21 protein-coding genes are annotated in these 26,646 nt (G+C 42.9%); 2 read left to right on the top strand and 19 right to left on the bottom strand.

The window, feature by feature from the left end; translation table 11 throughout:
* Positions 1-65: 65 nt before the first annotated feature.
* Complete coding sequence (locus tag I3249_RS04700) at positions 66-776, bottom strand: HAD-IA family hydrolase (protein ID WP_101204604.1); 711 nt, start codon at positions 774-776, stop codon at positions 66-68.
* 67 nt (positions 777-843) lie between these two features.
* Positions 844-1,671: a bifunctional 2-polyprenyl-6-hydroxyphenol methylase/3-demethylubiquinol 3-O-methyltransferase UbiG gene (gene ubiG / locus I3249_RS04695; protein ID WP_238068873.1), complete on the bottom strand. Its 828-nt coding sequence runs from the start codon at positions 1,669-1,671 to the stop codon at positions 844-846.
* Positions 1,672-2,176: 505 nt separating this feature from the next.
* Here ubiG and I3249_RS04690 point away from each other — a divergent pair.
* Positions 2,177-2,797: a thiol:disulfide interchange protein DsbA/DsbL gene (locus I3249_RS04690; RefSeq protein WP_102091399.1), complete on the top strand. Its 621-nt coding sequence runs from the start codon at positions 2,177-2,179 to the stop codon at positions 2,795-2,797.
* A gap of 184 nt (positions 2,798-2,981) precedes the next feature.
* Here the strand turns inward: I3249_RS04690 and yjgA are convergent, their stop codons facing one another.
* The 8 genes from yjgA to mazG all read right to left on the bottom strand — a co-directional run bounded on the left by yjgA (position 2,982) and on the right by mazG (position 10,598).
* Positions 2,982-3,494 carry a ribosome biogenesis factor YjgA gene (gene yjgA, locus I3249_RS04685; RefSeq protein WP_057757930.1) on the bottom strand — a complete coding sequence of 171 codons (513 nt, stop codon included), beginning with the start codon at positions 3,492-3,494 and terminating at the stop codon, positions 2,982-2,984.
* 49 nt (positions 3,495-3,543) lie between these two features.
* Positions 3,544-4,509 carry an RNase adapter RapZ gene (gene rapZ / locus I3249_RS04680; protein WP_238068871.1) on the bottom strand — a complete coding sequence of 322 codons (966 nt, stop codon included), beginning with the start codon at positions 4,507-4,509 and terminating at the stop codon, positions 3,544-3,546.
* Positions 4,510-4,560: 51 nt separating this feature from the next.
* A complete protein-coding gene (panC, locus tag I3249_RS04675) occupies positions 4,561-5,463 on the bottom strand; it encodes a pantoate--beta-alanine ligase (RefSeq protein ID WP_238068869.1) in 903 nt (300 codons plus the stop codon).
* Positions 5,464-5,520: 57 nt separating this feature from the next.
* Complete coding sequence (gene panB, locus I3249_RS04670; protein WP_238068867.1) at positions 5,521-6,321, bottom strand: 3-methyl-2-oxobutanoate hydroxymethyltransferase; 801 nt, start codon at positions 6,319-6,321, stop codon at positions 5,521-5,523.
* Between the two features lie 125 nt (positions 6,322-6,446).
* Positions 6,447-6,968, bottom strand: coding sequence for a 2-amino-4-hydroxy-6-hydroxymethyldihydropteridine diphosphokinase (gene folK, locus I3249_RS04665; RefSeq protein ID WP_238068865.1), 522 nt, complete (start codon positions 6,966-6,968; stop codon positions 6,447-6,449).
* A gap of 1 nt (position 6,969) precedes the next feature.
* Positions 6,970-9,192, bottom strand: coding sequence for a polynucleotide adenylyltransferase PcnB (pcnB, locus tag I3249_RS04660; RefSeq protein WP_238068862.1), 2,223 nt, complete (start codon positions 9,190-9,192; stop codon positions 6,970-6,972).
* Between the two features lie 166 nt (positions 9,193-9,358).
* Positions 9,359-9,733: a ComEA family DNA-binding protein gene (locus I3249_RS04655; protein WP_238068860.1), complete on the bottom strand. Its 375-nt coding sequence runs from the start codon at positions 9,731-9,733 to the stop codon at positions 9,359-9,361.
* Positions 9,717-10,598: a nucleoside triphosphate pyrophosphohydrolase gene (gene mazG, locus I3249_RS04650; protein WP_238068859.1), complete on the bottom strand. Its 882-nt coding sequence runs from the start codon at positions 10,596-10,598 to the stop codon at positions 9,717-9,719. The genes I3249_RS04655 and mazG overlap by 17 nt, the downstream gene beginning before the upstream one ends.
* Positions 10,599-10,736: 138 nt before the next feature.
* Here mazG and I3249_RS04645 point away from each other — a divergent pair, with 138 nt between their 5' ends.
* Entirely contained in the window at positions 10,737-12,224 is a 1,488-nt protein-coding gene (locus I3249_RS04645) for a phosphomannomutase CpsG (protein ID WP_238068857.1), read from the top strand.
* A gap of 103 nt (positions 12,225-12,327) precedes the next feature.
* On the opposite strand, the gene I3249_RS04640 is transcribed toward I3249_RS04645, so the two are convergent.
* From I3249_RS04640 to I3249_RS04600, 9 genes are all read right to left on the bottom strand, one after another.
* Positions 12,328-13,713 (bottom strand): UDP-glucose/GDP-mannose dehydrogenase family protein, encoded by a 1,386-nt coding sequence (locus tag I3249_RS04640; RefSeq protein WP_238068856.1) that lies wholly within the window; start codon positions 13,711-13,713, stop codon positions 12,328-12,330.
* 37 nt (positions 13,714-13,750) lie between these two features.
* Positions 13,751-15,430, bottom strand: coding sequence for a glucose-6-phosphate isomerase (gene pgi, locus I3249_RS04635; RefSeq protein WP_238068855.1), 1,680 nt, complete (start codon positions 15,428-15,430; stop codon positions 13,751-13,753).
* A gap of 3 nt (positions 15,431-15,433) precedes the next feature.
* Positions 15,434-16,318: a UTP--glucose-1-phosphate uridylyltransferase gene (locus I3249_RS04630; RefSeq protein WP_238068854.1), complete on the bottom strand. Its 885-nt coding sequence runs from the start codon at positions 16,316-16,318 to the stop codon at positions 15,434-15,436.
* A 69-nt stretch (positions 16,319-16,387) separates the two neighbouring features.
* Complete coding sequence (gene galE / locus I3249_RS04625; protein ID WP_238068853.1) at positions 16,388-17,446, bottom strand: UDP-glucose 4-epimerase GalE; 1,059 nt, start codon at positions 17,444-17,446, stop codon at positions 16,388-16,390.
* Positions 17,447-17,539: 93 nt separating this feature from the next.
* Entirely contained in the window at positions 17,540-18,415 is an 876-nt protein-coding gene (gene sucD / locus I3249_RS04620; protein ID WP_101204626.1) for a succinate--CoA ligase subunit alpha, read from the bottom strand.
* Positions 18,416-18,565: 150 nt separating this feature from the next.
* The gene (gene sucC / locus I3249_RS04615) at positions 18,566-19,732 is read right to left on the bottom strand and encodes an ADP-forming succinate--CoA ligase subunit beta (RefSeq protein ID WP_057757869.1); all 1,167 of its coding nucleotides are present in this window, start codon (positions 19,730-19,732) and stop codon (positions 18,566-18,568) included.
* A 158-nt stretch (positions 19,733-19,890) separates the two neighbouring features.
* Complete coding sequence (gene lpdA, locus I3249_RS04610) at positions 19,891-21,345, bottom strand: dihydrolipoyl dehydrogenase (RefSeq protein WP_238068852.1); 1,455 nt, start codon at positions 21,343-21,345, stop codon at positions 19,891-19,893.
* 254 nt (positions 21,346-21,599) lie between these two features.
* Positions 21,600-22,847 (bottom strand): 2-oxoglutarate dehydrogenase complex dihydrolipoyllysine-residue succinyltransferase, encoded by a 1,248-nt coding sequence (gene odhB, locus I3249_RS04605; RefSeq protein ID WP_101204629.1) that lies wholly within the window; start codon positions 22,845-22,847, stop codon positions 21,600-21,602.
* Between the two features lie 155 nt (positions 22,848-23,002).
* Positions 23,003-25,879 carry a 2-oxoglutarate dehydrogenase E1 component gene (locus I3249_RS04600; protein WP_102091387.1) on the bottom strand — a complete coding sequence of 959 codons (2,877 nt, stop codon included), beginning with the start codon at positions 25,877-25,879 and terminating at the stop codon, positions 23,003-23,005.
* Between the last annotated feature and the right edge of the window lie 767 nt (positions 25,880-26,646).

Genomic DNA, 26,646 nt, shown 5'->3' with positions numbered 1-26,646 from the left:
ACTACTTATCATTAAATCGTTGAGGATATGTGCTTATGGTTGTAAATCTGGTGATATATAGCAGTCTATAAATACTCAAACTTACCAGACGATAGCAGCAATTTATTTAGCTGCTCAGGCGTATCCGTAATATAGTCGGCGCCCCATTTTTTCAAAGACTTTTGATCTTCAGGTGGAATATATCCATAAGCGGCCAAAATCGTTGGCATGCCAGCAGCGTTGCCAGCTTCAATATCACGTACATGGTCACCGACATAAAGTACGCAGCCTGCAGCCCCTCGCGGAATACCGAGTTTTTCTAGCGCCATGTACATTGGCTCTGGGTCTGGTTTGGTACGTGATACGTCATCTGGACAGACCAAAACCGCACAGCGTTGATCCAGTTGCATCTCACTTAATAGCTTTTCGGCTAAATAACGTGGCTTGTTGGTAACGATACCCCATGGCACGCCCTTTGCTTCAAGTTCAGTCAGTACCGCTTCAAGCGCCTGAAACACGCAGCTATCGACACAGATATCTGCTTCATAATCATCTAAGAACTGCTGACGAAACTCAAGCAACGCTTCCTCGCTGACTTCGAGTTGATCGTTATGTCTTAGCATCAATTGCACCATGGCTGAAGCACCCGCAGAGACTTGCTCACGGATTTCTGCTTCAGGCGGTGCCTGCCAATCGTTTTCGAGACTCATTTTGCCAATGATACGAACAAAATCAGCAGCAGTATCGATTAATGTCCCATCAAGGTCAAATAAAACAGCTTTTACAAATTGGGTCATAGTGAATGCTCTTGAAATTGATGACGTGTTTAGTGAAAGTATGGCAAATAAATGGACGTTTGCAGCATTAAACCAGTGGCTTTTGTACGGCTATCATATAATTAACATCGACGTTTTGGGCAAGCCAGTAGCGTTTGGTCAGCGGATTATAATGCAAACCGATAATATCCTGACGAACAAATCCAGTATTGAGTGCCATTTTGTCTAATTCTGCTGGCGTAACAAATTTGGCATAGTCATGGGTGCCGCGATCAAGCAACCGCAGTACATACTCTGCACCAACGATGGCAAACAGATAAGACTTAGGATTGCGATTAATCGTTGATAGTACACAGACACCGCCAGGAGCCAGTAACTCATAACAAGCCTGCACGATCGAGCTAGGATCTGGCACGTGCTCTAGCATCTCCATACAAGTCACTACATCAAACTGACCAGCATGTGTTTTTGCCAACTCTTCAACGGGTATATACTGATAGCGTAGCGTGTTCTCTAACTGGCTTTGCTCCGCATGTAATGCTGCAGCCTTTAAGTTTTCTGTACCTAAATCAATTCCTGTCACATCAGCACCGCGGCGTGCCATAGATTCTGACAATATTCCGCCGCCGCACCCTACGTCGAGTACTTTTTTGCCAGAAAGTCCTTGCTCAGTGGTTTTATTAGCAGCGTTTTGATAGCCACGTTTGACGTTTTCTTCTATCCAGTTTAAACGTAATGGATTGATCTCGTGTAGCGTTGCAAACGCCCCTGTGTTGCTCCACCACTCACTTGCCAAGTTATTAAATTTTTCGACTTCGCTAGGATCTACGTTGATGGTGGTAGACTCTGTACTATTGAAAGCGCTATTATTATTTTGATCATTTGAAGTTGATGAAGAATTTAAAGCAGAGCTCATGGTATGTTCCTTGATTGTCACTATCGTTATTATCGTTTACAGTGCATGATTATGTGCTTAATATTAGCATGAGAGTAGCAGTTTTGTCGTAAGCACATCGTCAGCGATTGTGAATAGGCTTAAACTTTACCCTGTTTTTTGGGCAGTATCTTGATATAGAAAAGATACGTATCCTTGTGACAATATCGCATTCTGATACTTTTGAATCTCTTAAGTTCCATATAGAAATAAAGCAGACACTTGAGAAACAGTAGATTCAAAAAGTAACAAGCAATATACCTTAAATAATAGCTAACAGCTTTACAACTATCGGTTAAGAATGCGATTCACAAGTACATACATTTTACGTTATCATAGTCGATACTTTGTTATTGTTCGATTATACTCGACACTGTCTGGTTTAGACGCTTTAAAAGCTATATATTTTAGAGTGTCACATGTTTAACAACCATATAGACACAAACCTCTTAACCCATTCTAAGTCTCCACACCTCAAGGATAAAGTATGAAACGTGTCATCACACTGACTGGTCTAGCCATGGCCATTGGACTTGCCTCTATGGGCGCACAAGCTGCAGACTATGTCGCTGGAAAAGATTACCGTGTGCTAGACAACCCAGAGAAAATCAGCGGTGATGCTATCATTGTTCGTGAATTCTTTTGGTATGGTTGCCCACATTGTAATGTGCTTGATCCGCATATGGAAAAATGGGCAAAGACTAAAGACAAAGATGTCGTATTCTTCAAAACACCAGCGGCACTTAACCCTGTTTGGGAAGCCAATGCACGCGGTTTTTATGCGGCTCAGCTTTTAGGGTTCGAAGACAAAACTCATTCTGCATTATTTGATGCTATCCACAAAGATGGTAAAAAACTGTTTGATCAATCATCATTGAGCAAATGGTACGCGTCAAAAGGCGTGAATGAAAAGAAATTTAACAGCCTATATAACTCATTCGCTGTTGGTACAAAAATTGGTCGCTCACAAGAAGGCGCTAAACGTTATCAGCTTTCTGGCGTACCAGCTGTGGTGGTGCAAGGCAAATATGTAGTCACTGGTGAGAGTGCTAAAGTACCTAAAGTCGTCGACTACTTGGTCGACAAAGCCCGTGCTGAAAAGAAATAACTCAAGCAATAAATACTTGAATAATAGACATAACGCACAGTACATCCGTACGTCATGCACAAAAAAGCCAATCATAAATTGATTGGCTTTTTTGCATCTTAACATTTTAGCTATTCATTTTTTAACTACTAACCTGTCAACTAATAATCTTTCAATTAATAACCTTCTAGCTTGGTTATAAATGTTATTTTTTTAGCTGCGACAAAATAGCCACTTCACGAATATAACTCGCTAAATCTGCTTTAGATTCTGCCAGCAACTCATCGTCTTGCATATGTTTGGCATATTCTATCCACAACAGCAACTGATACATACTGTGGTGCTCAGAAGCTTTATATTGCTTCACAAACTGCTTGAGCGTACCTTCATCATTGATATTTAGACGCTCGTACCAGCTCTCTATTTTTGAGACTTGCTCTTTAGGAAAAAAGGCATCAAATAGTGCCTTTATCAGCTCATGACGATTTTCTTCAATCATAAGCTTGCCGACACGTTTGGTCTGACGATTACGAGCATTTGCGCTGGTAATATCAGCCAATGCCATTAGCTCCGCCATAAAATAATCACTGGCAGGTAAGGCTTTTAGCTGTTTTTTCGATAAGCTAGCAAGCGGTATAGATAATTGCTGCAAGCGCTCATGGGCTTTTTTGAGTTCTGTGCGCGAGACGCGCATGTCCTGTTCTTTCCAGTCAATCATAAAAGCTTTCCAAAATAATAATTAATAAATTAAAGAGTGTCTGATATCACTACCAACGACTTTTTTCGCGATGTTTTGCCAATACCTTCACGCCTTTAGGCATGGCATCAGCAAGGCGGCGTTGTAGATGATCAGTGATAAAAACAGAGCGATGTTTGCCGCCTGTACAGCCTATGGCAACCGTGACCGTATGACGATTATTGTGCAAAAACTCTGGTAGCCAACGGGTCAAAAACTTATCAATATCACCCATCATTTCTGCTACTTCTGGATAATCTGAGAAGAATGCCCCTACTTCGGTATCCAATCCTGTCGAGTCACGTAACTCAGGGTTCCAATGCGGATTCGGTAAAATTCTAACATCGAATACAAAGTCAGCATCGATAGGGCTACCGTATTTAAAACCAAAAGACAGTAGATTGATGACAATCTGATTGTCCATGCCTATGTGTTCACGCAAGTTGTCTTTTAACTGATGGATATTTAGGCTACTGGTATCAATCCTAATATCAGCGTGACTAGCAATTGGCTCTAATAGCTCAACTTCTTTTTTGATAGCAGCAGGTAAATTAAAGGCAATATGCTTAGCATTATCACTATCGATATCTTGTGACATTAGCGGATGTACGCGGCGCGTCGCATTGAAACGAGCTATCAGCGTACTCTCTTGTGCAGTCACATATAAAATCTGTACCGCATGAGACCCATAAGTCTCCTTGAGAGAAGCATACGTTACTGCAAAGTTAGATAAATCAGCACGTGGCGTTCGAATATCGACACCAAGCGCAATACGATAAATGCCACTTTCATTAACCAGTTTATGAGCAGCATTAGGTAATAAAGACAGCGGCAGATTATCAATAGAGTAATAGCCAAGATCTTCTAAGATATTCAATACCGAGGTTTTACCAGATCCTGAACGCCCTGAGACCACCAATATACTGAGCTTATTCGTAGACGTCTGATCCGCTATCGTTGCTGCCGCATTACTATTTTGATCCTGACTTACACCCATGATCTACTCATCCAAGTCTATTGTATCTAGTCTACTGCTATATCATAAAAGCTAATTTACCACTACCAACTGATTGTCTAACAAACGCGCTTTTCCTAGCCAAGCTGCGACTAAAATAACGATGTTTTTGTTTTCTATATTAAAGGTTTTAGAGTCACTTACGACAGAACCTAACTCCTCAGTCTTGATTTCCAGATAATCAATAATAAAACCTGCGTCACTAATACGTGTCCGCGTCTCTACTAATAGCTTATCAAATGCTTGCTGACTAAGAGCCGTACTTTTCAAACTCTGCGCTAATTCTTGCAATGCTTGATGTAATACAGGGGCAGCTTGACGCTCATTTGCACTTAAGTATTGATTGCGCGATGATAGCGCTAAGCCATCATCAGCACGAACAATAGGCGCACCAATGATATTGATAGGATAACTCAAGTCACGTACCAACTGCTTAATGATAGCAAGCTGCTGATAGTCTTTTTGTCCAAATACTGCCACATCTGGTTGCACAATGTTGAACAGTTTAGACACCACAATACCAACACCATCAAAGTGTCCAGGACGTGATTGACCACATAACTGATTGGCAATAGCACCAGCCAACACAGCAGTAGGTGGTGGTAATACTGGATACATTGCATCAATGCTAGGTGCAAACACATAATCTGCATTCACTGTCGCAAGCTTTGCCACATCTGCATCTAGCGTACGGGGATAACTGTCAAAATCTTCCCCAACGCCAAACTGAGTAGGGTTAACGAAAATACTGACCACCACTACATCTGCATGCTGCTTGGCAATTTTTACCAGCTCAAGATGACCGTCATGCAGATTACCCATCGTTGGTACTAGCGCAATGCGCTGCTGACGGTCTTGTTTGTCACGTTGCTGACCACGATAAGACTGCAGCGCTTCATGTAGTGACGAGATATCATGATAAATAATTGGAGACATGATTACTTTTCTTCTATTCACACGTTCTGTTGTTCAATAACTTTAATAACTTCAAAATCAGCTAAATTGGTGCTGCTCAGTCGGGAAACTACCTTCGCGTACTGACTGCTGATAGAGCGCAAAAGCACCTTCGATACTGTGTGCGCTATTGCGCTCATCGGTTAAGAAGTCATAGACAAAACGTGGCACTCGACCATGCGCCATACCTAGCATGTCATGCATAACCAATACCTGACCATCAGTATCGGCTCCAGCACCAATACCAATAACTGGCACGGCAACAGCTTCAGTAACGGCTTTTGCAAGCGCGGCTGGAACACATTCTAGTACTAGTAATGCAGCACCAGCATCGACGACTGCTTTGGCATCGGCAAGCAGTTTATTAGCCGCCTCATCACCGCGGCCTTGAATTTTATAGCCACCAAATACGTTCACAGACTGCGGGGTCAAACCAAGATGTACACAAGTTGGTGTGCCTGCTTGTGCCAAGGTCGTTACCAATTCACACAGCTCGCTACCACCTTCGATTTTTATCACATGCGCCCCTGCTTGCATTAGCGTGCGACTATTAGCGACGGCTTCCAGCAATGTCACATAACTCATAAACGGCAGGTCAGCCAATATCAGCGCGTGTTTGTTGCTACGGGCAATATTGGCAGTGTGATAAGCCATATCATTGACTGTCACAGGTAATGTTGAATCATGACCTTGTACAACCATGCCCAAGCTATCCCCAATTAGAATCGTGTCAATTTCGGCTTTTTCCATCATTCGTGCAAACATCGAGTCATAGCAGGTCAAGCAAGTGAACTTGGTACCTTCTTTTTTAAACTTATTTAGAGTAGATAATGTCGTCATATGACCCTCAATTAATTTGCAATGCCTTTGATTATCATATTGCTACTATAAGAGCTATGCTTGAAATACGTTAGACGAATCTTTCAAACATTTAATGTCTATCACTTAGCATCAATTACTTATAATCAATCGCTTGATAGTAATGTTAAACCTGTCCAATCGCGACTTTGGGAATAGTCACCTATAGACTTACCCGCGATGGTTAAGTGTGGTGCCAACTCTCGCAGTGGTATTAAGACAAAATTGCGCTCACTTAAACCAGCGTGCGGTATTGTCAGTGTTGGATCAGTAATCTGCGTCTCGCCGTATAGCAAAATATCAACATCTAGACTACGTTCACCCCAACGACGCAAACGTGCCCGCTTGGCCATGCTCTCTAACTGCTGACAAAAAGCAAGCAGCTCATAAGGGGTAAGTGTCGTTTCAAAACCAGCTACTGCATTAACAAAATCTGGCTGATCTTGCGGACCCATCGGTGCTGAAGCATAAAAAGAAGATACACTTACTTCACGTACCTGCTCATGTGCTCGCATTACTGCAAGTGCCTGCTGCAAATGATCGGCAGGCGAACCTAGCTCATTAGCGAGGTTGCTACCCAAGCCCACATAACAGGTAACCCAGTTACTATTATCTGTACTGTTATTCATATTATGCGCTTTCAGTACTAGGCTGACGGCGGCGGCGCTTCGATGGTACAGGGCCTTTGTTATCAGTTACTTTTATAGCAGGCATCTGATCATTCGTATCTTGCTTCGCTTTAGCAGCCTTTGCAGTAGTTGCTTTCACCGACTTCTTGGCTCTCGCAGGTGCAGCAGTTTTTGTAGCGTCTTTGCTATCTACTGCCTTGCTACTTACTTCCTTTACATTTTTAGTATCGCTTTTAGCAGTGGACTCAACTGCAGGCTTAGGCGCTTTTTTCGCATACTTTGCCTTTGGCTGTGCTCGATTGTTACTGTCCTTCGCATCGCTATTGCCTTGTACTTCGATATTGCTCGTACTGTCTACAGTAGGTTGACGACGGCGACGCTTATGCGGGATTGGCTCATTATTCATACTGACTAGCGCAGGTAATCTTGCGATCGAGCGAGTTGGTCTAGCTGATGCCTGAACTTCTGGCTGGTCAGTATTAGACGGCTGAGTGCTACTATTTACGCGCTCGGCTTTAACCGCTTGCCTTGTTGCATCTTGATTGGTTGATGCTGGCTTTCGCACAGGTGCTTTACTACGTTTCGACGTATTATCAGCTGACAGTTGCTTCTGTAAAGGTGGCACAACGTTCTCGTGCTCGATAACAAATAATGGCTTAGGCTTTGCCTGTTGACTTGCCGATTGTTTATTACTAGCAAGAGACAATTGCTGCAACTGAGCAAGCTCGTTATTGTCTTGCTCTACTTGCTGCACGTTATGTCTGCCACTATCATTGCGACCAGCTTTAGATTGGCTGGCAGCGCGGCGGCGACGGGCTGGAATATTTGACGAATCATTTACCATTGTTTGATCATTTCTACCTTTTTCAGCACGGTCATCGGCTTTATTTTGCTTTGTACTGTTCTGATTAGGTGTTGCATTATCAGTAGTCTGTGTTTTTGATTCTTGACGATTACGTCCGCGACCACGTTGCCCTTTTTTATAAGCACCTCGGCGAATGTTTTCGTCAAATTCATCAATCGCCTGCTGCTGCTCTTGTTCAGACAAGGTTTGATACGTCTGCCACCAGTCACCCATATCGTTGGTTGACTCTGATAGCGGATGCTCAGCATCACCGCATTGCTCACGCAATAACAAAAAGTCAAAGCCCGCACGGAAACGCGGATGCTCTGATAGCTGAACGATTTGTTTGCTACGCGGGGCTGCAAGTTTCGGCTGCAATATCCAGATATCACGGATAAATTGCTCAGCAAATTTCGGAATAGCGGTTTTGATACGCTGACGGTCAATGACTTTACCAGCCGCATGCATTTGCGCTTCGGCAAACGGCATATTACGCTTCTTGGCTTTTGCCAATTGATGCAGGTAATTTTCCCACAGTAAGGCAGCATAGAAGAACGCAGGGTTGATACTCTTGCCCGCTGCAATACGCTTATCGGTGTTGATAGCTACCTGATTGACTAAAGCACTTGGCTCAGACGGTGGATAGATAATGAGACTATCAATCGCACCTGATTCAAACAATAATGGCAATAGGGGTACTAGATAGCCACCGGTAAACATCTTTTGCGTTTCATCATAGAGACGATGCGGTGATATTTGCTCAAGCAGCGCCCAGTTCCCATCATTAAATTGAGCAGACAACGCTTCATCAAACTCAAAACCCAACTTGGCTTTGAAACGTAAGGCACGTAACAAGCGCACAGGATCTTCTTCGATACGTACTGGCGCATTGCCCAATAGACGAATGATTCTGTTATCAATATCATCAAGCGCGCCACAGAAATCATGAACGATGCCTTTGAGCGGTTGATAATAAAGCGCATTAATAGAGAAGTCGCGACGGGAGAAATCTTGTTGGATATCGCCCCAAACATTGTCGCGCAGAATCATACCATCTTGATTGGTATTAGCATCACTGGTTGGTGGACCACGGAAAGTAGCAACTTCAATCAACTCGCGACCTGAATACACATGCGCTAACTGGAAGCGGCGACCGATAATGCGGCAGCGCTTACCAAAGACATCTTTAATCTCATGTGGCTTGGCATCGGTGACGGCATCAAAGTCTTTCGGGCGCAGACCTAATAAAGTATCGCGCACACCACCACCAACGATATACGCATCAAACCCAGCACGGGTCAATGTGGCAATCACTTCAGTAATGGAATTGGGTAATTCAGATTTGTTCAGTTCTAACTGCTTGGCGGCACGCTCGGCCATGCATCTACTCCTCGCCGGTATTCTTTAACTACCCCTGAATAACACAGCGTTTATCAGGCGGATGTACCCGCTAGTTTAACAAATTTTGGACCTACTGGGGGTGTTATGACATTTACTTACATGCTATTTTGTCAATATTGGGGTTAATTAATGCAAAACACCGTCATTAATCGCGCACGCTTAAACGTCTTTGGTTTTTCTCTACCGTTTTTGCACCGATACCTTTCACCCTTGCTAACTCGTCCACTGTCTTAAAATCACCAAACATGTCACGATATAAAATTATCGCCTGCGCTTTGCTGCTACCGATACCATCTAACGAAACCAGCTCGCCTTCGTTTGCTCGATTGATATTCACAATATATTGCTCACGTGCTTGAGTTTTGGCATTTTCTAGTGACAACAGGTACTCATAAGCGCTTTGAGGATTATCAAAACAGGGCGCAGCATTAGTATTATCAAGCATCAGAATAGCCAAAACACAACCTAAAATAGCAGTTTTGGCTAGGCTAGCAAACGAGTCTTTAGGATGAGCGTTCATGTTGTTTCGCCGCTTCCCACAGTGCATCCATTTCTGTTATATCGCTGTCTTCGATACGCTTGCCAGCGAGTTCTAGCTGCTCCTCAATATAACCAAAGCGTGACTTAAATTTATGCACGCAGGTTAAGGTAGCCGCTTCTGCATCGAGGTTTAGTTTACGTGCTACATTCACCAGTGCAAACATACAGTCACCTAATTCTTTTTCAACCTCTCTGATGTTAGCTTTGCTCATGTCGTATTTAGCAGCTTCGTTAGATTTATCCATCAACTCATTTTTTAGCTCAGCAATCTCTTCGTCTAACTTATCTACAGCACCTGTAATACCTTCCCAATCAAAACCCAACTTTGACGCTTGCTTTTGTACATCTTGCGCCTGCATCAATGCGCTACCCGCCTTAACCTGATCTAAGCGACGTTTTGATTTACCACGTGCTTCGCGTGCCTGCTGCTCCTCGAGCTTGATTTCGTCCCAGCGTATTTTTACTGCCGCATCGTCTTTGAGCGTTTCGGCTTCAAACACATGTGGATGACGGCGAACTAACTTCTCTTGTAAGGTTGTAATAACATCACTCATATCAAAGCGCCCTTGCTCCGCATACATCTGACAATGAAACACCACTTGCAGCAGCACATCGCCAAGCTCACCTTTGATATCTTCATCATCATCGCTTTGTACCGCTTCGCCTAGCTCATAAGCCTCTTCGATGGCATACGGAATAAGGCTATGGTTGGTTTGCTTTTTGTCCCACGGACAGTCTGCCCTTAGTCGTGCCATCAACGCTAACAAATCATCAAGCTGGCCAGTGGCTTCTGGTGTTCCTTGTACTGGTACAGGCACGTTAACTTTATTGTCTAAAATACTCATAATGGCGGCTCTTATCGTTTTATGTGTTGTTTGCTGATTCGTCTCATAGTTAGTGTATCATTGAACACAGCTTGGCTTATAATTGTGCTACTGACGACTTCATTTTACCACTGCTCATGCGCGAGGAACTTTATCATTATGTCCACTTCTGCGACCACCAACTATCAACCAGCCGCGAAATTCGACCCTCTTACTATCAGCTCATTTAAAGCCTATGACATTCGGGGTGAGCTTGGGGTCAATCTCGATGAAGATATTGCCTACCGTATCGGGCGCGCGTTTGCACAGATTTTATATCGACGTTATCGGGCAGCGGCTCAAACCCAAGCCGATAATATAGTAGATCTAAAACCAGCTATCGTCATTGGTAGTGATATTCGCCACTCTAGTGAGCAATTAAAACAAGCCGCTATCACTGGTATGATGGATGCTGGCGTTGATGTGATTGATTTGGGCATGAGTGGTACCGAAGAAGTATATTTTGCCACCAGTCACTATCAGGCGTTAGGTGGTATCGAAGTGACTGCCAGTCATAACCCTATCAATTATAATGGCCTAAAACTGGTTAAAGAACATTCAAAACCAATCAGCGCTGATGATGGTTTGGCAGAGATTCAAGCACTTGCAGAATCTGGGCAGTTCACTACGGATAATCAATCAGGCAAATTACAGTTATTGACGGATAAAAGCGCGTACATCGATCATGTCATGACTTTTATCGATACTGATAAACTAAAACCACTTAAACTGGTCGTTAATTCAGGCAATGGTAGTGCAGGTCCTGTGGTCGATTTATTAGTTGATAAATTAGCACAAGCAGATGCACCGATTGAAGTGATTAAATTGCATCATACACCAGATGGTAGCTTCCCTAACGGCATCCCCAACCCTATGATCGAAGCCAATAGAGTGGCTACCCAGCAAGCCGTTTTGGAAAATAACGCTGATCTTGGCATTGCTTTTGATGGTGACTTTGATCGCTGCTTTTTATTCGATGAACGTGGCGAATTTATTGATGGCAGCTATATCGTCGGTATGCTCGCTCAAGCATTTTTAAATAAATACCCGAGTGAATCAATCGTCTATGATCCACGAGTGATTTATAATACCGAGGCAGTGATAGAGGAACACAACGGTAAGGCTGTCATTAGTAAATCTGGACACTCATTTATCAAGCAAGTCATGCGTAACTCAGGTGCTGTCTATGGCGGTGAAATGTCTGCCCATCACTATTTCCGCGACTTCTTCTATTGCGACAGTGGCATGATTCCATGGTTATTGACCATTGAGCTGTTGTCTATCACCGGTAAAACACTATCCGAATTGGTCACAGGCTATATTGCTGCCTATCCTAGCTCAGGTGAGCTAAACTTCCGTCTTACAACCTATGACGCACCAGCTATCATCGATGCTATTGAAGAGAAGTTTAGTTCACAGAATCCAAATAAATCGACACTCGATGGTCTCAGTCTGAATTTTGGTGACTGGCGCTTCAATCTGCGAGCATCGAATACCGAGCCGCTTATCAGATTGAATATCGAAAGTCGCGGTGATCAACCATTACTGGCTGCTAAAACTCAAGACATTCAGCAATGGCTAGCAACGCAAGGTGCCGTACCAGCATAAAGTCATTAACCCAGTAAAACAGTTCTGATGATAAGTCAAAAAAAAGGCTCGCTAATGAGTATTAGCGAGCCTTTTTTCTATACAAAGAAAACCTCAAACCAAACTATTTAGTTCGGCCAATACCCATATAGTCACCTACTAAGCTATTAATTTGCGAGCGTGTCAGGGCATTTTGCGCATCAAATACAGGCATAGCTTGTTGATTGATTTTGCCAATATCTAATTGATCTCGTGGTGACCAACTAACAATAAAAATAGCATGGGTATCGCAAAGCTGTTGATAAGGACTAGCAATCAGCTCAAGCAAAGGTTGTTGCTGATAAGGCTCGGCAAGCTCGTGCTGTGCCTTGTCACTATAAACCAGTGTGCGAATATTATAAGACCATAGTAATGCTAACAACGGATGGATAGCTGAACCAGCGGTACGTCCTGAGCCTGATTTATAACTACCACCCCAAATCATCACGGTTTTATTGTCAATGAACCCATCAAAATATTGCCAAAATTTACGGAATATCAGCTCTTTTTGGTCTTCATTGATATGCATAATAGATTGCAATAAAGGCATATCCAAACTGTGTGTACGGCTTGATTGTTGCAATTTAGCCAGCTCGGTAGGCAAAGTATTACCACCGAATCCCCACCCTGCTTTTAAATAACTGCTGCCTACCCGCTCATCCAATCCCATAATGCGACTGACTTGACTGATATCGACATTTTGACTATCAGCCAAACGTGACATCTCATTCATAAAGCTTACTCTAGTCGCTAGCATCGCCATGATGCTGCTACGGGCAAACTCTATCGTTGCGATATCAGCATGATGAGTAGCTCGTGCGTGCTGCATTAAAGGCTTCAACACATTCAAGTGCTGGCTGCTACTAGCTGTCTTTTCACCTAGTAGCCATAACGAAGGATTCAACATCGAGCTATACGCATCGCCGTCCTGTAAGAATACAAATGGCACATAATAGACCCAAGCACGTTGTAAACGCTGAGCCAAATCGGCTACATGGCCTAATTGCTCAATGCCGCTCATAATCACAGGTAGCGCCTGCTGATAGCTGTGATTAAATGCGGTAATCCAACTGTCTTCTGTCCATGCCAGCTTGACACTGTCTAAAAACAACCAATAAAGTGTTACCGTACTTTGAGCATCAGTTTTGTCATGGCCTACTGCTTCATAACCTTTTATTAGCATATCGGCACTAGCTGGTAATTCCTTACTAGTAATAACCTGCTGCTGCTCATACATTTGCCATAGCGCTTGCAGATGATGCTCAAAACTATATTGCTGTATCTGCTGCGTCAGTAGTGTCTTGTCTGCGTAGAGATGCACACGCTGACCGAGACTTGCTAGCACCACTGCACTGGTAATTGCCTCTATGCTGTGACCAATAAGCACACAAACTGTGGAATCAGTTAATTGGTTTGGTTCAGATTCATTATTGTATTTATTCATATGGCTACCATCTAAAACCGTTTCCATGAGCGTGCTTTCCTATATTATTGACACACCACTATCGCTAGGACAGCTGTTTGATACGCTTTAGTAATTGGTCAGTAGATGTATCGAATAGACCTTGAGAATCTTGCTGCACGTGCTGCATAGCATGGTGTACGGAGTCTGCCATTTGCTTACCCATCTCGACGCCCCATTGATCAAACGGATTGATATCCCAGATACTGGCCATGACATAGACCTTATGCTCGTAGAGCGCTATCAATGCGCCTAAGCTATGCGGCGTCAGCTCATCAATCAGTAATGTGGTTGACGGTTGATTCCCACGGTAGTACTTATACTTGTCTGCTTCGGACACTGTCTGTGGATCGACCAGATCTGTTACAGCAGCATTACCAAATGCCAATACTCGACTTTGCGCCAAACAATTTGCTAAAGACAACTCGTGCTGTTGCTGCAATGAGGAGTTTGGCGCCTCATCACCGTAGCGACGTACGCAAGCGATAAAGTCACAGGAGACCTGCTGCGTGCCTTGATGTAGCAGCTGATAGAATGCATGCTGTGCATTTGAGCCAATTTCACCCCATAGAATTGGACACGTATCATAGTCAATATGATCCCCGTTCCGAGTAACAGACTTACCGTTACTCTCCATCTCTAGCTGGGTTAAATAGCTGGGTAAATATCCCAATCGGCCATCATAAGGCAATACAGTGTGCGCATTTACTTTTAAAAAAGTACTGTTCCAAACAGCTAGCAAGCCTAACAGTACGGGTAAATTGTCGGCAAAGTCAGCTTGTGCAAAATGCTCATCCATACTATGAGCACCGCTTAATAAAGCTTTAAAGCCATTCATACCAATACGAATAGCAATGGCAAGGCCTATCGCCGACCATAAAGAAAAGCGCCCGCCGACCCATTCCCAAAGCTGCAACTGATGCTCAGGATGAATTCCCCAAGCACTCATTTTTTCACTATTGGCTGAAATGCCGATAAAGTGTCGACGCAATACACTATCTTCTGTGCCTGCACGGAGTTTTGCCGTCGCAAGTAGCCAAGATAATGCTGTCTTAGCATTTGATAAAGTATCAACCGTACCAAAGGATTTGGAAGAGATAATAAATAGTGTGGTTTCAGGATTTAAATGCTTGAGCAAATTATCAAGCTGCGTACCGTCCATATTGGAGACAAAATGCACCTTAATACTGGTATCTGCCCATTCATCAAGCGCTGTAGTTGCCATCAGCGGTCCTAAATCAGAGCCGCCAACCCCAATATTGACAACATCTGTAATTGCCTTGCCAGAAAACCCGCGCCACGTGCCATTGCGCACGCGCTCTGAGAGGCGTGCTACTTGTGACAAACTATGATGTACATCAGTGACGACATTTTGTCCATCGACTTGTAATGTCGCTGTCTCTGGCAATCGTAACGCTGTGTGCAATGCAGCACGCTGCTCGCTGGTATTTACCATCGCCCCTTGTAATAACGAATCAATACGAGCATCCAGCTCACAACTATCAGCCAAACTCAGTAAGTTAGACAATACTGTCTGATCGATACGCTGCTTACTAAAGTCCATATACAGCGCACCAGCCTGCACGCTAAAATGCTTGGCACGCTTATCATCTTGCGCAAATAATTGTGCAAGCGACCATGGATGCTTTGCAAGCGCTTGTAGTTGCTGCCAGTATTTAGAATGTCGAGCACTACTATATGTTTTGTCGCCCTTTATTTCTTTCATCAGTTACTCATCATCTGCTAGTTGCTGCTCAGCAAAATAGATGAATGCCTGCATATACGAACGCATATCGCCTGCATCGTAGCTATCACCACGCATAGTTGTGACATGGACACCATATTCACTAATGAGCGAGTCAATCGCATCTGTCAGCTGAATTTCACCACCGACTGAAGCTTTAGTATTGGACAGGTAATCAAATATCTTATTGCTGAATACATAGCGCCCTACCACAGCCAGATTGGAAGGAGCAGCGGCTAAGTTGGGCTTTTCGACAAAACCAGCTACTTTAAAGCTAGCATTAGCATCTGTCTTATCACCGATATCATTCAACTTACCAAACTCTTCATTGAGTTGAGCAATACCATATTTATGTACATCTTCATCCGCTACTTGATCAACTAATATCTGTGAGTGACCATCTGTAGAAAAGGCATCTAGCATAAAGGCCAAATTATCAGCTGACATATCAGTGGTAAACGGATCAAGCACGACATCAGGCAATAATACGGCAAAGTCATGCTCACCGATGATTGGGCGCGCTGCCAATACCGCATGACCCAAGCCTAACGCCTTACCTTGGCGTATCATCGATACAGTTACGTCTTCTGGCAACCAGTTTAAGCTATCAGCCAGCTCATCTTTGCCCTTGTGACGTAACTGATTATCCAACTCGGCATTGATATCAAAGTAGTTTTCAATCGCGCTCTTTTGCGCATGACCGACCAAGACAATATGCTTGATACCAGCAGCGACAGCCTCTTCAACCACGTAATGAATAGCAGGACGATTGCCAAGCGGTAACAACTCTTTCGGTACAGATTTCGACAATGGCAACATACGGGTACCAAAGCCTGCGACAGGAATAACAGCGTGAGTGATTTTTTTCATATAAATAAGACTGTTTCAAAAGTTAAGTGAGAATAAGGTAGTAGATAAACGATGATAGCTTAACAAGTATCAAGATACATTGTATCCATTCGGGTTCATGCTCTGCCAACGCCATGTATCTTGACACATATCAGCAATCGATAGTTCAGCTTGCCACCCTAACAACTTTTTCGCTTTATTAGCACTGGCATAACAACTGGCAATATCACCTGCCCGACGATCTGTAAACTGATAAGGAATAGCCTGTCCAGATACATTAGAAAATGCAGATACCAATTCTAATACAGACGTACCTTTGCCAGTACCTAAGTTAATAGGTAAAAAGCCTACTGAGTTTTGCGTCGTGCCATCTTCATTTAGACTGGCTTGTTTATCTAGATAATTTAGTGCAGAAACGTGACCTTGAGCCAAATCAGTAACATGAATAAAGTCACGGACACCTGTTCCATCGACAGTAGGATAGTCATTACCAAAAATACTGAGCTTTTCGAGCTTACCGACGGCCACTTGAGAAATATAAGGCATCAAGTTGTTAGGAATGTCATTTGGGTCTTCCCCAATTTCTCCTGATGGATGGGCCCCTACTGGATTAAAATACCTAAGAGGGATCAAATTCCAACTGCTATCGGATACGGCTAGGTCTTCTAAGATATTTTCAACAGCAAGCTTACTTTGTCCATAAGGGTTGGTACAAGAGCGCTTTGAGCTCTCATTTATAGGTAGGTTTTCAGGGTCGCCATAGACAGTGGCAGATGATGAAAATACCAGATTCCTAACGTCATACTCTGCCATGGTTTCTAGTAATGTAATGGTACCGCTGACATTGTTATTATAGTATAACAATGGCTTGGCGACTGATTCTCCCACTGCTTTTAACCCAGCGAAATGAATGACGCCAAAAAAATGATGTGCAGAAAATAATTTTTTGAGTGATTCAGCATCTCGTATATCGCCTTTGATAAACTCAACAGGCTGTCCAATAAGCATAGAGACGCGATTGATCGCTTCACGGCTACTATTGGATAAGTTATCGTATACAACAATATTATAGCCTGCTTCATGCAATGCTATGCAAGTATGGGAACCGATATATCCAGCACCGCCAGTAACTAATATTTTATTTTTCATAAAATTTTCAGGCAAAAAAAAAGACACCCCATTGTAGGGGTGTCTTAGCAGTAATTCAATAGAGTTTTAGTAGTTAGTAGACTAATGCCTATTTTACCAACCAGTAACTTCTTTTAGCTTATCGCCAAGTTTAGATGGGTCACGTGTATACGCGATACCAGCATCTTCAAACGCCTTAAACTTCTCTTCAGCAGTACCTTGACCACCAGAGATGATAGCGCCAGCATGGCCCATACGCTTACCTTCTGGAGCAGTAACACCAGCGATATAACCAACAACTGGCTTAGTTACATGGTCTTTGATATAAGCAGCAGCTTCTTCTTCAGCAGTACCACCGATCTCACCGATTAGGATGATAGCTTCAGTCTGTGGATCAGCTTCGAACAGTTTCAATGCGTCAATCTGGTTCATACCAGGGATAGGATCACCACCGATACCGATACAAGTTGACTGACCAAAACCAAGCTTAGTAGTCTGAGCTACGGCTTCATAAGTCAACGTACCAGAGCGTGAGATGATACCCACTTTACCTGGCTGATGGATATGGCCTGGCATGATGCCGATTTTGCACTGACCTGGAGTGATAACGCCTGGGCAGTTAGGACCAACCAAACGTACGTCGCCAGCTTCTTCAAGATAGCGTTTTGCTTTTAGCATATCGATAGTCGGTACGCCTTCAGTGATCACAACGATCAACTTAACGCCAGCATCGATTGCTTCAACGATAGAGTCTAGTACAAATGGTGCTGGTACGTAGATAACAGAAGCGTCAGCTTGAGTCGCTTCCATGGCTTCCGCCATAGTGTTAAATACTGGTAGGCCTAGGTGCGTTTGACCGCCTTTGCCTGGCGTTACGCCGCCAACTACTTTTGTACCATATTCGATGGCTTGTTCAGAATGGAACGTACCATTTTTACCAGTAAAACCTTGTACCAATACTTTGGTATCTTTATCGATTAATACACTCATTATATTTTCCTTGTATTCGGTTGTCTTGTAACAGTGGCCTTTATAACTATCATTATCTAATTTTGATAACCAATTTTTATTATAAAAACCGCTATTACGATTTGACTACTATGCCTAAGCGTTTATCTCTAAACACTTATGTTTAAAGACTTACGCTTTAACAGCATCGACAATTTTTTGAGCCGCGTCAGATAAACCTTGAGCTGAAATCAATTTCAGACCAGACTCTTCTAGGATTTGTGCGCCTAGCTCAGCGTTGTTACCTTCTAAACGAACAACAACTGGTACTTGTACGTCAACTTCTTTGATAGCAGCGATAATAGCTTCTGCAATCATGTCACAACGTACGATACCGCCGAAGATGTTGATTAGAACGCCTTCAACACTGCTGTCTTCTAGGATAATTTTGAACGCTTCAACAACGCGATCTTTAGTTGCGCCGCCGCCAACGTCCAAGAAGTTAGCAGGCTTGCCGCCATACAGTTTGATGATATCCATGGTCGCCATAGCAAGACCAGCACCGTTAACCATACAACCGATGTTACCTTCTAGAGCAACATAGTTTAGGTCAAATTCAGCTGCTTTAAGCTCACGCTCATTTTCTTGAGTCTTGTCTTGTAGTGCTGCGATTTTTGGCAGACGATATAGTGCGTTTGAGTCGATACCGATTTTGCCATCAACACAAACGATTTCGCCATTTTCACGAACAGCTAATGGGTTAATTTCCATTAGAGCAAAGTCGTTTTCAACGAATGCCTTATAAGCGCCAGTCATCAATTTAACGAATTGATTGATTTGCTTGCCTTCTAGACCAAGTTTGAACGCAACGTCGCGCGCTTGGAAAGGCATCAAGCCAACTAAAGGATCAACATTTACTTTGAAGATTTTTTCTGGAGTGCTGTGTGCTACTTCTTCGATATCTACACCACCTTCGGTAGATGCCATGAAAGTTACACGACGAGTTGCACGATCAACGACTGCGCCAAGATATAGCTCAGTTTGTACTGGATACATATCTTCTGCAACTAATACGAAGTTTACTGGCTGGCCATCAGCATCAGTCTGGAACGTTACTAGGTTAGTACCGATCAGCTCTTCAGCAACTTGCTTAGCTTCTTCACGAGTTTTAACTAGCTTTACACCACCAGCTTTACCGCGACCACCAGCATGTACTTGCGCTTTAATTACCGCAATGTCAGTTGGAGTTTTATCAAAAGCTGCAGCAGCTTCTTCGCCGTTATGAGCGATAATGCCTTCTTGAATTGGCAAACCGTAGCTTTTTAATAGCTCTTTTGCTTGATACTCATGTAAATTCATTGATTGTATCCTTTATTTTTTACAATTAATAAAAAGTGAAATCAAGTGCGTACATACAAATATTAATCATACGTCTGACGCACTCATGATTGTGGTATCACCAAGATAGCGATACCCCAATCAGGTTGTAAATCGATAATAACTAAACGAGCAACTACTTATTTCTTACGCTTTTTGCGCTGGATAGCGTGAATAGCACGACCATCTGCAGATAGAGCAGCTTCATGTACTGCTTCTGAAATAGTTGGATGAGCAAACGTCATCAACTGCAAGTCTTCAATGCTAGAAACAAATTCCATCGCGATCATACCTTGATGGACGATATCACCAGCACCAGCAGCGATAGCATGCATACCTAATAGACGATCTGTTTTTGCATCAGCAACTACTTTCACAGAACCTTGCGCTTCACTTTGCGCTAATGCACGACCGTTGGCAGCTAAGTTGAAAGAACCTGTTTTAACTTCATAGCCAGCTTCTTCAGCTTCTTGCTCAGTCAAACCTACCCATGCGATTTCTGGGTGAGTATAAATGACATTGATGATAGTGTCATAGTTAACTTGAGGTTTTTCGCCATGAATACGCTCAACAGCCATCATGCCCTCTTCCATAGCTTTGTGCGCAAGCATAGGACCACGGACCAAATCACCGATAGCATAAACGCCATCAAGATTGGTTTTGCACTGGTCATTAACATCGATAAGGCCACGTTCAGTCAACGTGATACCGCTGTCTTCGCCAAGCAGTTTTTCAGAATAAGCACGGCGACCAACACAAACGATTAGCTTGTCAAAGCTTTCTTCAGAAGACTCACCTTTGCTTTCGCTAGTGACGACAACTTGGTCGCCTTGTACTTCAGCATTGGTTACTTTGGTATCAACACGGATATCAAGACCTTGCTTCTTCAGCATTTTGCCAGCTTCTTTTGAGATGTCTTTGTCAGCAGCAGCTAAGAAACTAGGAAGTGCTTCATATACGACTACTTCTGCACCTAGACGACGCCATACTGAACCAAGCTCAAGACCGATAACACCAGCACCAATAACGCCTAGACGCTTAGGGACTGAGGTGAAATCAAGTGCGCCAGTTGAATCAACAATACGGTCACCGTCAGTTTTGGCAACAGGAATTTCGATAGGCACAGAACCTGCCGCAAGAATGACATTCTTAGCAGTGATCGTTGTTTCGCTTTCGTCTTCTAGAGCAGTAAATTTGACTTTTTTGTCAGTACCTTTACCGTCAACTAAAGTACCCCAACCTTGTAGCCAGTCAACACCATTGCCTTTTAGCAACGCTGCAACACCACCAGTCAACTGCTTAACAATACCTTCTTTACGCTCTATCATTTTTTCGATATTGATAGCAACGTCACCAGTACTGATACCGTGCTCGTCAAGGTCATGCTTAGTAGCTTCGTAACGATGTGAGCTGTCAAGTAGGGCTTTTGATGGGATACAACCAACGTTTAAGCAAGTACCACCAAGTGCTGGCTCGCCTTTATAAACGCGCTTTTCGATACAAGCAACGCTCATACCGAGCTGGCCTGCACGAATAGCTGCTTCGTAACCACCAGGACCGCCGCCGATGACGACTAAATCATAATTGTCTTTCATAGTACGTTCCTATTTTTAATTGTATGTGTCATTTAAACTGGTTGTTATCTTGCTGATAGATCAGCGTTATCTACACTGAACAGTTAATACACTATGTCAGTGAGATAGACTCACTTATCAATAGCAAATCACCATTATTAAATTCATTTAAATACAGTTATCAGCGCATAAAGCGATCGCTGATTAATAAAAATCATTATCTATACCAAAGTTAAAAAGCTTGTATCAGCGGTTGCCAATACAAGCTTAAAAGCTTACAGGTCTAGTAGTAGCATTGCAGGGTCTTCGACCAATTCTTTGATAGTTACCAAGAACTGTACTGCTTCTTTACCATCAATCATACGATGGTCATAAGATAGTGCTAAGTACATCATTGGTAAGATTTCAACTTTACCATCGACTGCCATTGGGCGGTCATTGATAGCATGCATACCTAGGATAGCAGTTTGTGGTGGGTTCAGAATAGGTGTTGACATCAATGAACCAAATACACCACCGTTAGAGATAGTGAACGTACCGCCAGTCATGTCTTCTAGACCAAGCTTACCTTGCTGTGCTTTACCGCCAAACTCACGGATTGTGCTTTCAACGTCAGCCATACTCATGCGATCAGTATCACGTAATACTGGAACAACCAAGCCACGATCTGAAGATACTGCTACACCGATATCATAGAAGCCATGATAAACAATATCATCACCATCTAGTGAAGCATTTACTGCTGGGAAGCGTTTTAGTGCTTCTGTCGCTGCTTTTACGAATAACGACATAAAGCCTAAACGCACGCCATGACGTTTTTCAAACTTCTCTTTGTACTTAGCGCGCATGTCCATCAAGGGCTTCATGTTCACTTCGTTAAACGTCGTCAACATCGCTGTATCTTGTGATGCTGATAATAGACGCTCAGCAACACGCTTACGAAGACGAGTCATTGGAACACGTTTTTCAGTACGCTCACCCATTGATTCAGCAACAGGACGACCACTGTCAGACTTGATGCTGCTGTCTGATTTCAATGTTGGGTTAGCCATATCAGTTTTGGTTACACGACCACCGCGGCCACTACCTTCAACTTCTTTAGGATCTACGCCTGACTCTTTTGCTGCTTTACGAACTGCTGGGCTTTGATCTTTATGATCAGCTTCGCCTTTCTTATCTGTTGCTTGAACAGGCTCGCCACCATCAGCAGCTTGCTTTGCTTGAACTGGCGCAGCTGGTTGGTCTGGATCTACTGCTGGTGCTTCTTCTGCGCTAGCACCAGCACTTGCACCGGCTTCAAACTGAGCGATAAGCTCATCAGACAATACAGTATCGTCAACTTGCTTTACGATTTTGGTCAATACACCATCATCAGGTGCCACAACTTCTAATACAACTTTATCAGTTTCAATTTCAGCCAATAGGTCATCACGATTAACTTGTTGACCTTCAGTGACATGCCACTCAACGATTGTGCCATCGGCAACCGATTCTGGAAAAACGGGGGCTTTGATGTCAGCCATCGATATACTCCTTAGATTTGGATATTCATACTTATTATTAAGTCGTGATAGGCAGTCAGTAATTTTCTAATAACTTTGCTTATATTTTATTAAAAAGCACTGACTGTCATCGCCTGATTCATTTATCTTCTATAATCTTTTGATTAGACAAGGTGTTACTGAGCTAATTCATCAACACTTATGCCAAGGCCACCAGCAATAAGTGCTTGCTGTTGTTGAGCATGCAATTTCGGTGATCCTGTTGCAGGGGCTGCACTAGGAGGACGCGCTACTGGCTCCATGACTTTTGCTTTGGTTGGATGCGGTACGACAATACGGAACATATGCGGTGCTAAGTAGTACCAAGCGCCTTGGTTCAATGGCTCTTCTTGCGTCCATACGATTTCAGTTAGGTTGCTGTATTTTTCGATTTCAGCGATTAAGCGAGTCTCTGGCAATGGATACAATTGCTCAATACGAACGATAGCCACATGATCAAGACCCAATGCACGGCGCTGCTCTAACAAATCATAATAAACCTTACCACCACACAGAACCATACGAGTCACTTTATCTGCGTTATGATCGTCCATCTCTGGCAATACCGTCTCAAACTTACCATTAGCTAGCTCTTCTAGATTAGAAGTCGCTAGCTTATGACGTAATAAGCTCTTTGGTGACATAACGATCAGTGGCTTACGAATAGGACGTACTGCCTGACGACGTAATGCATGATAAATTTGCGCAGGAGTCGTTGGGGTAATGACCTGCATATTGTCTTCAGCACATAACTGTAAGAAACGCTCTAAACGTGCAGATGAATGCTCAGGACCTTGACCTTCAAAGCCATGTGGTAACAACATCGTCAAACCACAAACACGCTGCCATTTGGTCTCACCGCTTGAGATAAACTGGTCAATCACAACCTGAGCACCGTTAACGAAATCACCAAACTGTGCTTCCCAAACGATCAATGCGTTCGGTACAGTGGTCGCGTAACCATATTCAAAAGCTAGTACCGCTTCTTCTGACAACAATGAGTTGTAGGTAGCAAAGCGCGCTTGATTTTCGCTCAAATGAGACAACGGTACATACATGCTGCCATCATTGACATTATATATTTCACTGTGACGATGTGAGAATGTACCACGGCCAACATCTTCACCAGTAATACGTACTAATACGCCATCGTTATCAACCAATGATGCATAAGCCAATGTCTCAGCTGCACCCCAGTTAAGAGGCTCTTCGCCCGTTTGCATCGCTAGACGCTGCTCAACAACTTTTTGAACCTGACGTTGTAACTTGTAGCCTTCTGGCATTTCGGCCATACGGCGTCCATAACCTTTGAGCTTTTCGATATCAACACTGGTATCCCAGTCATCAACCAAATCATGACCTAGATAAGGTTTCCAATCTACAAACAGTTGCTCGTTAGGCTCTTGAACCAGTGAGCTAACAACATAATCACCACGGTCTAACGACTCACGATAATCATCTTCGTACTGTTTCTCTTCTTCAGCATTCAAGATACCTTCTGCGATAAGTTTTTGCGCATAAAGAGTACGAGTAGTCGGAAGCTTCTTAATAACAGCATACATCAATGGCTGAGTTGCAGATGGCTCATCTGCTTCATTATGGCCATTACGGCGATAGCAGAACAAATCGATGATGATGTCTTTGTCAAACTTATGACGATAATCTAATGCTAACTGAGCAGCAAATACGACTGCTTCAGGATCATCACCGTTTACATGTAGGATAGGAGCATGAACCATCTTAGCGACGTCAGTACAATATTCAGTTGAACGAACATCTTCTTGACGGCTAGTAGTAAAGCCAACTTGGTTATTAATCACGATATGCACAGTACCGCCAGTGGTATAAGCACGGGTCTGTGACATTTGGAAAGTTTCTTGAACCACACCTTGACCAGCGAAAGCAGCATCACCATGAATCACGATAGGTAATACTGAATTACCACCAGTATTATCTAGTAGTGGCTGATCGTTACGGCGCACTTGACGGGCACGTACTGAGCCTTGTAGTACTGGCGCGACAATTTCAAGATGCGATGGGTTAAATGCTAAAGCCAAATGCGCTTCACCGCCCGGTGTCATCACATTAGATGAAAAACCATTGTGGTATTTAACGTCACCTGAGCCTTTTTCTGGCTGTACTTTACCATCAAACTCATCAAACAAGTCTGCAGGGTTTTTACCTAAGATATTAACTAGTAGGTTTAGGCGACCACGGTGAGCCATACCAATGACCATTTCTTTTGTGCCATATCCGCCAGCACGTTGAATGATTTCATTGATCGCAGGAATGAAGCTTTCACCGCCTTCCAAACCAAAACGCTTAACACCCGTATATTTACGAGCAAGGTATTTTTCTAGACCTTCAGCAGCGGTTAAGCGCTCAAGGATAGACAGACGTTTTTCTTTATCGAATTTGATATAGCCTAGATTGGTTTCTAGGTATTCTTCCATCCAGCGTTTTTCTGTACTGGTGGTAACGTGCATATACTCGACACCGATATGGCCACAGTAAACACGTTCCATGATTTCGATGATTTCGCGCAATGTCGCTTCATCTTTACCAATAACTAAATCATTGGTTGGGAATACGGTATCGAGATCAGCTTCTGACAAGTTATGATAAGCAAGCGTCAAATCTTCTACTGCTGCACGTGGATGCAAATCTAAAGGATCAAGTTTGGCACGGCGATGACCGCGACGACGATATGCTGAGATTAATTGCTGTACGCCCATCTGCTTAGGATCACAGTTGGCAGAGCTGCTAGAGTCAGTATCAGTACTGCTACTCTTATTTGCCGTTTGATTACGAGCAAGTAATAAGAACTGATCTTTGATAGCGTTATGCTGAGCATCGTTCTGCGACTTATACTGTTCAAAGTACGTTTGCCAGTCAGTATCAACACTATCAGGGTCTGTTAGGTATTGCTCGTAGAGAGCTTCTATATAGTTGGCGTTATCGGCAGCCAGTTCAGTATGTACTTGGCCAGATTTTTCTTTGGTTATACTATTCATAATAATCGTCTATTTGATAGATAAATGAATGGAATCGTGCTTATTATTGTGTCAGTCGTTGTATGCTCAGGTAGTTAGACAATGTGTCATATCCTGTTAAATACTATTCGATAAAACACTTTTATCCCTAAGTATTGCCATCACCATAGAATGTTGCTGTCATTGTCTACAAGAGCAAGTGATGCTAAATAGTGGTAACAAGTCTTATTGCAATACCCGTCTAAAAATAAAACTATTTGTGAACGCTCAGTTTTCTTATCTAGCTCGTTTCACAACATTAATTTATATATACTTCTTTGAGTCATAACCAATCCATTAATGATAAGCTATTAATAGATAATTATATTTTCAGCTAACCTATAAACTGGTTATTGATGCTGAATTACCCTAAATTTGCTGATAAATTCTGCCTTTTCAGACAGACATACATTGCTGTATAGATTATCATGCCCATTTTTTTCGACATAGTTTGTTTATTCAATACTAGGTATTTATGTAATGAATATCTATCATCAATTATAAACGCATAATCATTGTGCGCATAGTATTTTAGCCCGATAATGTCATAATGTGTTTAAACAATACATATTAAGCGCTAAAAAAGACACTTTAACCATCTCATTAAATACCAAAGCAATTATACCAAAATTCGACTATGTCTATATTCGATTATATAGGGTGATTGTCTATATATTATTTCTTCTTACATACAACCAACGTATTGACCATACAGTTTTACTCTTAAATCATTTAATACCTATTTTTCA

This window comes from Psychrobacter sp. Ps1 (assembly GCF_022129425.1).
Classification (GTDB): Bacteria; Pseudomonadota; Gammaproteobacteria; order Pseudomonadales; family Moraxellaceae; genus Psychrobacter.
The sequence above is the reverse complement of the archived record's forward strand: the minus strand, read 5'-3'. Positions and strand labels throughout refer to the sequence as shown.

Excerpts from the sequence above, each read along its gene's own strand:
- I3249_RS04700 (WP_101204604.1), bottom strand. The coding sequence starts at position 776 with ATGACCCAATTTGTAAAAGCTGTTTTATTTGACCTTGATGGGACATTA.
- ubiG (WP_238068873.1), bottom strand. The coding sequence starts at position 1,671 with ATGAGCTCTGCTTTAAATTCTTCATCAACTTCAAATGATCAAAATAAT.
- I3249_RS04690 (WP_102091399.1), top strand. The coding sequence starts at position 2,177 with ATGAAACGTGTCATCACACTGACTGGTCTAGCCATGGCCATTGGACTT.
- yjgA (WP_057757930.1), bottom strand. The coding sequence starts at position 3,494 with ATGATTGACTGGAAAGAACAGGACATGCGCGTCTCGCGCACAGAACTC.
- rapZ (WP_238068871.1), bottom strand. The coding sequence starts at position 4,509 with ATGGGTGTAAGTCAGGATCAAAATAGTAATGCGGCAGCAACGATAGCG.
- panC (WP_238068869.1), bottom strand. The coding sequence starts at position 5,463 with ATGTCTCCAATTATTTATCATGATATCTCGTCACTACATGAAGCGCTG.
- panB (WP_238068867.1), bottom strand. The coding sequence starts at position 6,321 with ATGACGACATTATCTACTCTAAATAAGTTTAAAAAAGAAGGTACCAAG.
- folK (WP_238068865.1), bottom strand. The coding sequence starts at position 6,968 with ATGAATAACAGTACAGATAATAGTAACTGGGTTACCTGTTATGTGGGC.
- pcnB (WP_238068862.1), bottom strand. The coding sequence starts at position 9,192 with ATGGCCGAGCGTGCCGCCAAGCAGTTAGAACTGAACAAATCTGAATTA.
- I3249_RS04655 (WP_238068860.1), bottom strand. The coding sequence starts at position 9,733 with ATGAACGCTCATCCTAAAGACTCGTTTGCTAGCCTAGCCAAAACTGCT.
- mazG (WP_238068859.1), bottom strand. The coding sequence starts at position 10,598 with ATGAGTATTTTAGACAATAAAGTTAACGTGCCTGTACCAGTACAAGGA.
- I3249_RS04645 (WP_238068857.1), top strand. The coding sequence starts at position 10,737 with ATGTCCACTTCTGCGACCACCAACTATCAACCAGCCGCGAAATTCGAC.
- I3249_RS04640 (WP_238068856.1), bottom strand. The coding sequence starts at position 13,713 with ATGGAAACGGTTTTAGATGGTAGCCATATGAATAAATACAATAATGAA.
- pgi (WP_238068855.1), bottom strand. The coding sequence starts at position 15,430 with ATGAAAGAAATAAAGGGCGACAAAACATATAGTAGTGCTCGACATTCT.
- I3249_RS04630 (WP_238068854.1), bottom strand. The coding sequence starts at position 16,318 with ATGAAAAAAATCACTCACGCTGTTATTCCTGTCGCAGGCTTTGGTACC.
- galE (WP_238068853.1), bottom strand. The coding sequence starts at position 17,446 with ATGAAAAATAAAATATTAGTTACTGGCGGTGCTGGATATATCGGTTCC.
- sucD (WP_101204626.1), bottom strand. The coding sequence starts at position 18,415 with ATGAGTGTATTAATCGATAAAGATACCAAAGTATTGGTACAAGGTTTT.
- sucC (WP_057757869.1), bottom strand. The coding sequence starts at position 19,732 with ATGAATTTACATGAGTATCAAGCAAAAGAGCTATTAAAAAGCTACGGT.
- lpdA (WP_238068852.1), bottom strand. The coding sequence starts at position 21,345 with ATGAAAGACAATTATGATTTAGTCGTCATCGGCGGCGGTCCTGGTGGT.
- odhB (WP_101204629.1), bottom strand. The coding sequence starts at position 22,847 with ATGGCTGACATCAAAGCCCCCGTTTTTCCAGAATCGGTTGCCGATGGC.
- I3249_RS04600 (WP_102091387.1), bottom strand. The coding sequence starts at position 25,879 with ATGAATAGTATAACCAAAGAAAAATCTGGCCAAGTACATACTGAACTG.